General features: G+C 62.1%; 7 protein-coding genes. 3 read left to right on the plus strand and 4 right to left on the minus strand.

Annotated elements, in window-relative coordinates; all coding sequences use genetic code 11:
• Positions 1-159: 159 nt before the first annotated feature.
• The 4 genes from HX875_RS17260 to HX875_RS17275 form a co-directional block, all read right to left on the minus strand.
• Positions 160-1,710, minus strand: coding sequence for an ABC transporter substrate-binding protein (locus tag HX875_RS17260; protein WP_177044089.1), 1,551 nt, complete (start codon positions 1,708-1,710; stop codon positions 160-162).
• Between the two features lie 117 nt (positions 1,711-1,827).
• Positions 1,828-2,370 carry a D-alanyl-D-alanine dipeptidase gene (gene ddpX / locus HX875_RS17265; protein ID WP_177044090.1) on the minus strand — a complete coding sequence of 181 codons (543 nt, stop codon included), beginning with the start codon at positions 2,368-2,370 and terminating at the stop codon, positions 1,828-1,830.
• Positions 2,371-2,391: 21 nt separating this feature from the next.
• Positions 2,392-3,246, minus strand: coding sequence for a MurR/RpiR family transcriptional regulator (locus HX875_RS17270; protein WP_177044091.1), 855 nt, complete (start codon positions 3,244-3,246; stop codon positions 2,392-2,394).
• 136 nt (positions 3,247-3,382) lie between these two features.
• Positions 3,383-3,694 carry a hypothetical protein gene (locus HX875_RS17275; protein WP_177044092.1) on the minus strand — a complete coding sequence of 104 codons (312 nt, stop codon included), beginning with the start codon at positions 3,692-3,694 and terminating at the stop codon, positions 3,383-3,385.
• A 162-nt stretch (positions 3,695-3,856) separates the two neighbouring features.
• On the opposite strand from HX875_RS17275, the gene HX875_RS17280 reads away from it, so the two are divergent.
• From HX875_RS17280 to HX875_RS17290, 3 genes are read left to right on the plus strand one after another with little or no spacing between them, the layout of a single operon-like run.
• The gene (locus HX875_RS17280) at positions 3,857-4,531 is read left to right on the plus strand and encodes an energy transducer TonB family protein (RefSeq protein ID WP_177044093.1); all 675 of its coding nucleotides are present in this window, start codon (positions 3,857-3,859) and stop codon (positions 4,529-4,531) included.
• A complete protein-coding gene (locus HX875_RS17285) occupies positions 4,528-5,073 on the plus strand; it encodes an RNA polymerase sigma factor (protein ID WP_177044094.1) in 546 nt (181 codons plus the stop codon). The genes HX875_RS17280 and HX875_RS17285 overlap by 4 nt, the downstream gene beginning before the upstream one ends.
• 38 nt (positions 5,074-5,111) lie before the next feature.
• Positions 5,112-6,038 (plus strand): FecR family protein, encoded by a 927-nt coding sequence (locus tag HX875_RS17290; protein ID WP_177044095.1) that lies wholly within the window; start codon positions 5,112-5,114, stop codon positions 6,036-6,038.
• The last annotated feature ends 83 nt before the right edge of the window (positions 6,039-6,121 follow it).

The following is a 6,121-nucleotide window of genomic DNA, read 5'->3' on the forward strand; positions in this document are numbered from 1 at the left end:
CTCGGGTGTTAAGCAGGCTTGTAGTGGCGAGGGAGCTTGCTCCCGCTGGGGCGCGAAGCGGCCCTGGCTTTTTTGGGGCCGCTTCGCAGCCCAGCGGGAGCAAGCTCCCTCGCCACATAGAAAGGGCCAGGCGCAACCACCGTTGCGCCTCAGCAGTTTCTATTTGCTGATCTCAGCCACGTTGAACACCTGTTCCAGCATCGGGTGGAACACGTACCCCTTCACCGAATCACGCATCGGCAGGGTGTAGTTCTTCTGGTACAGGTAGGCGTACACGCTGTCCTTGAGCACGATCTTCTGGGCTTCCTGGTACAGCTCGGTGCGCTTGGCCGTGTCGTTGTTGGCCGCTGCATCGCGGATCAGCTTGTCCACCACCGGGTTGCTGTAGAACGAGCGGTTGCCCGGCAGCCCTTGCAGGGACGAATCGAACCAGAAGTTCATGTACATGTAGGGGTCGGAGAAGTCCGGCGCCCACGAGCCGATCGACACGTCGAAGTCACCCTTGCCCAGGCGCTCGCGCATGGTGGCGTTGGCCAGTTTTTCCATCTTCAGGTTGATCCCCAGCGGCGCCAGGCTGGCTTGCAGGGTCAGGCCGATGGATTCCCAGTCCGGGTCCTTGTCGGAGTACATGTAGTTCAGGTTGGTGATTTTTTCCGGGAGTTTCTTCAGGTTGGCACCGGCGCCGTCCAGGTCCTGTTTCATCATCGGCAGGCTCGGGTCGTTGGCCCACATGCCGGCAGGAATCGGCCCGTTCATCAGCTTGGCCTGGCCCTTGAGGATGCCGTCGACGATGCCTTTGTAGTCCACCGCATCAACGATTGCCTGGCGGGCGTTCTGGTTGTTCAGCGGCGCTTTCTGGTTGTTCAGGTACAGGTAGGTCACCCGCAGCGACGGGAACTCCTTGATCACCACGTCTTTCTTTTTGGCCAGGTTGGTGAGCTGGTCCTGGGGCATGTCTTCGGCGATGTCCAGGTCACCGCGCTCCAGTTGCAGGCGGCGTACCGAGGCTTCGCTGATGATTTTGATCACCACCTTGTTCAGCGCGGGCTTGGGGCCTGCGTAGTAGGTGTTGGGTTCCAGGGTCAGGCTCTGGCCCTTCTGCCAGTTGGTCAGGCGGAACGCGCCGGAGCCGGCGGTGTGGGTGGAGAGGTAGGCGTTGACGTCGCCCTGTTTCACCACGTCCGGGTTGATGATGCCGGCGCCGTTGTGGGCGAGGGTGTAGAGGAAGGGCGCGTAAGGTTTGGTCAGGGTGAAACGCACGGTCAGCGGGTCGACCACGGTGACTTTCATGTCATCCGGGAACGCGCCGGACGGGCCTTGCTTGAGCTGCATCACACGGTCGAAGGAGAACTTCACCGCATTGGCGTCGACGTCGGCGCCGTCATCGAACTTGTTGCCGGGCTTGAGCTTGAAGTCCCACACCAGGCCGTCGGCCGAGGTGGTCCAGCTGTCGGCCAGGTCGCCCTTGACGTCGGTGCTGCCCTTGCCGTTTTCGACTTTGTAGGCCACTAGTTTCTGGTACGCCGGGTACGTCACCGCCCAATCGTTATTGTCGATGGTCACGGCCGGGTCGAGGGTTTGCGGGTCGGCCGCCTTGCCGATCATCAGGGTGTCTTTGGGGGCGGCGGCACTTGCCGATTGCCACGCGCCCAGGCTCAGGGCGGCGCACAGCAGGGAGAGTGCGAGGGTCTTGCGGTTGCTTGGGGTCATGCCGGTTTCCTTGATTATTTAGAGGAAAAAGCGGGTTGGTTTTTTTTTATGAAATCTATAACCGGGCAGTTGGAGCTAAAGGGTGCTGCTAATTATTGTGATGGTACGTTCCTTGGTTCAGTGGGACTCCTCAATTAATGGGAAAAGTTCGGCATCCGGCAATTCGTAATGCCACCACTCGGTGGCAATCGCCTTGAATCCGGCGCCGAGCATGATGCCCAACAGCAGCAGGCGATTGCGCTGCACCTGTGGCGGCAGGTCGGGATAGAACTGGTGGGACTTGGGCTCCATGGCGTCGAAGGCCGTGCCCATGTCCAGGGGTGTGCCGTGTTCATCAATCAGGGTCAGGTCGACGGCCACGCCGCGGGTGTGGTGCGAGCCCAGGCGCGGGTCGCGCACGTAGTCCGGGTCGGGCAGCGCTTGCCACAACAGTTGCTGGGCGTAGGCGGGGCGATAGGCGTCGTAGATCAGCAAGGTCATGCCGGCCTGGCGCGCCAGAAGGCTGGCCTTGCGCAGGCAGGCGGCCGCTTCGGTGTGCAGCAGGCAGCGGGCGTTGCGGTAGATCACGGTGCCTGCCAGGTTGTCGGCACTGGCGTAGATCAGGTCGACCTGCACCGGGTATTCCGGTGGGGCGATTTCTACCAATGGGCTGGTATTCACTCAAACATTTCCTTTGTAGGGTCAGGATTCAAACTGGCCGAAAGCCTGTTGCAGGGCGCGGTTTTTCGCCAGACGGGCGTCCAGGCGCTCGCCGTACTGGTCGGCGACGGCAGACACCATCAGGTTGAACAGGCACGTCAGCGGCGCCATGGAGTCCCAGAACTGGCCGACATCGGTTTTCAGTTGCAGCAGGTCCAGGTCGTAGTCCCGGGCCCAGGGGCATTGCAAATCGGTGATCAGCGCCAGGGGCAGGCCATGGGCATTCGCGGTTTCGCAGAAAGTCGGGGTGATGCTGGAATAGGCGCGAAAGTCTGCCGTGATGGCGTAGGGTTTTTCAAAGCCGGAGTTCAACGTCTCGGCGTAGATCCCCGACAGGCCATCGACGTAATAGACCTTGGGGCGAATGTATTCCAGGTGACTGTGGAACGCATTGAGGATGCCACGGGTGGACTGGATGCCGAGGATGAACACCGCGTCGGCGTCGACGATGTGCTGCACGATGTCGGCGAAACCCTGGCTGCGGGCCAGGCCGTAGACGTGCTGGATCGCTTCGATCTCGCGGTTGAGGGAACGGTCGAGGGCGTCTTCCTGATCGTTCTCCTGGCGAAACGCGCCGAGGCGGTCGGTGATCAGCCAGGACGCTTGCGGGTCGCCACGCAGGCCTTGTTTCACGTCATCGAGGTTGCGATAGCCCAGGGTGCGCAAGAAACGCCCCACCGAAATCCCGGTGGTGCCGGCCTGGTGGGCAATGCTGTCGGCGGTTTCGAACGGCAACTGTTGCAGGTTGGCCAGCAGGTAGGTGGCGATGCGCTTGCCGGTGGGAGTCAGCGTCGGGAACTGCTGCTCCAGCGTGCGCTGGAAGCTGTTTTTATCCATGACACTTTCGCGGCTACCGGTCATTGATGTTACTCGAATGTCGTGTTTTTAATGTCTGTTAGAAACATAACATCGGCTGTCGCGATAACACAATGGCTTTTTTTCGAGTGGGTACGCAGGGGGGGACAAGCGGCGATCAAGGCCGCTGGGGTTTCACCGAAGTACCAAAGGTATTGCCCATGCGCACGCTGGTCGCCGCCGGCGTAGAAAGCCCGATCTGGTTTGGCTTGCGCTTGTCGATGGGCACTTGTTGCGCTTGCTGGTTCTTCTGCGTCGCCTTGGCGGCGTCGGGGTTGTTGCCCATCTGTTGGCTGAGGCAGCCATAGTCCGGCGCCTTGTAGCCATCCACATTGACCTCGGCGCAGCCGCCGGGGGGGCCTTCGGCGTGGGCCATCAGCGGCAGGGCTGCACACAGCAACAGGCTGGCGAGGGTTGGGAACAGGTTCATCGGTGCCTCCTGGCGGGCCCTGGGAAATGGGCCGGTATGGCGCAAAAGTGTAGTGCAGCGGGCTGCCCGTCACCGTGATGTTTTTTTTGCTGGCACCGTAACATCAGGTTCATAAACTGGCCTCAGGATGACGGTTTTGTAGGCTATGTCGGACGTGTTGCGATGCTGAGCAGGAGCGCTTGGAGGCACGCGGGCTGCTGCCTGGCTCTGCTGGTGGGGCTGGCGCAGGCCGTGCGCGCCGAGGTGATCCTGGACCTGCCCGCGCAGAACCTGGACAGCGCCCTGCAAGCGTTCAGCCATGCCACGGGCATGGCGGTGCTGGTGGATCGCGAGTTGACCCGGGGCCGGCGTTCCATCGGCGTACATGGCCGCTACAGTGCGCAGCAAGCCTTGGGGCTGCTGCTGACAGGGAGTGGCTTGATGGCGCGTTATGCCCGCAGCGATGCGTTCACCCTGCAAGTCCCCGAGGTCAGCCGATCGGCAGAGCCCCGAGGGCTGAAGGCAGGCAATGCAGCACGGATCAACAACAGCTATGCCACGGCGTTGCAGCAGGCGATCGAACGCAGTTTGTGCCGTTCGCCATTGACCCGCCCCGGCAGTTTCCGGGCGCTGGTGCAGGTGTGGGTCAACCGCAACGGCGTGATCGAACACAGCCGCCTGGTCAGCTCCACCGGAGACCTGCAGCGTGACGAAGCGCTGGTACTTGGCCTGCGTGCTGCGCGTGTCGAACGCCCGGCGCCCAGTTCACTGCGCTTGCCGGTGACCTTACTTTTGATGCCCGACTCAACAGGAACACGCATGGAATGCACAGCAGGGGAAGGAGTTTTTGGGGCATGAAAGACACCGGCCACAGCACGATGGTCAGCCTGTTCCTGGCGTCCTACGAGGACTTCAAGGTGCGCCTGCGCAAGCGCCTGGGCTCGGAGGACCTGGCCAACGACGTGCTGCACGAAACCTACCTGCGGGTCGACCGCATGGGCGTGCCGCCGAACCTGGCGCAACCGAATGCCTACCTCTACCGCATGGCCCTGAACATCGCTGCCGACCGGCGCCAGGCGGATGCCCGCTTGCTGACCGGCAGCGAGGTCGAAGAGCTGCTGCAGACGGTGGATGAAGCCCAGGACCCGTCGCGGGTGGTGGGTGGCCAGCGCGAAATCCAGTCCCTGCTCAAAGCCCTCTACGAACTGCCGGCGCGGCGGCGCCAGATCCTTATCGCCGCGCGCCTGGAAGAGGCGCCGCACCTGGAAATCTCCCGGCGTTTCGGGATTTCCACGCGCATGGTCGAAAAGGAAATCAAGGCCGGGCTGGGCCACTGCGCGCAGCGCCTTGAAAGAAAAGTGATCCAGCGGTTCGGTCCCGGTGCCGGAAAACCGTCTTAGTGATTGAGTCCCTGATAATCCGTTGAGTACCTGCGCGCTTGAACATTTTTAACTTCTCCGCTGCCCGGAATACGCCAGACAGCCCCCTGCACGATGAAGCGCGTGATTGGCTGGTGCTGCTGACGTCGGGCCGGGCCACCGTCGCGGATGCCAAGGCGTTGCGCCAGTGGTGCGCCCAGAGTCCGGACCATGCCCGGGCGTTCGAGCAGGCCAAGGTGTTGTGGCGGCAATTGGCTCCCGCTGCTGAGCAGTTTTCCCGTCCGCGGCATTTTGGGCGGCGGGCGTTTTTGGGTGGGGCGATTGCGGCGTCGGCGGCGGTGTTGATGGTGCGAGTGACCGTGCCGGGTGGGTTTGCCGGGTTGACGGCGGATTACCGCACGGAGGTCGGGGAGCAGCGGCGGGTTGAGTTGAGTGACGGTGTTCGGCTGGAGCTCAATACCCAGACGCGGATCAGCCGGCGTGATGATGGGATTGAGTTGTTGGAGGGGGAGGTTGAGGTGTTGGCCAATGTGGCGATGCCGCTTCGGGTTCAGGCGGGCGGTGGGTGGTTGAGTACGGCGCAGGCGCGGTTCAATGTGCGTAATACGGATCACAGTGTGTGTGTGACGTGCATCGACGGTGCGGTGGCGGTGGCGGTGGGTGGGCGTACGGTTCGGCTCGAAAGCGGGCGGCAGGTGACGTATGACGCCAGCGGTGTGGGTGAGCCGGTGGCGGTGGATACGCAGGCGGTGGTGGCTTGGCGGGAGCAGGTGTTGGTGTTTGATAACGCGACGTTGGCGACGGTGGTGGATGAGATTAATCGCTATCGGCCGGGGATGTTGCTGTTAATGAATGCGCAGTTGGGCAAGCGGCGGGTGCAGGCGCGGTTCAGTTTGAACCAGCTGGCGGGGGTGGCGCTTTTGATTCGCGATGCTTATGGGGCTAAGTGTACGGAGTTGCCTGGTGGGGTTGTTTTGTTGAGCTAGGGGGGGGTGAATATCCGTTAGTTAGGTAACGGCCGCCTATGGTTTCGCTCTTACAGCGACTCACTTTGCAAAAGCGGCAAAGT

This window comes from Pseudomonas yamanorum (genome assembly GCF_013386765.1).
Lineage (GTDB): Bacteria > Pseudomonadota > Gammaproteobacteria > Pseudomonadales > Pseudomonadaceae > Aquipseudomonas > Aquipseudomonas yamanorum_A.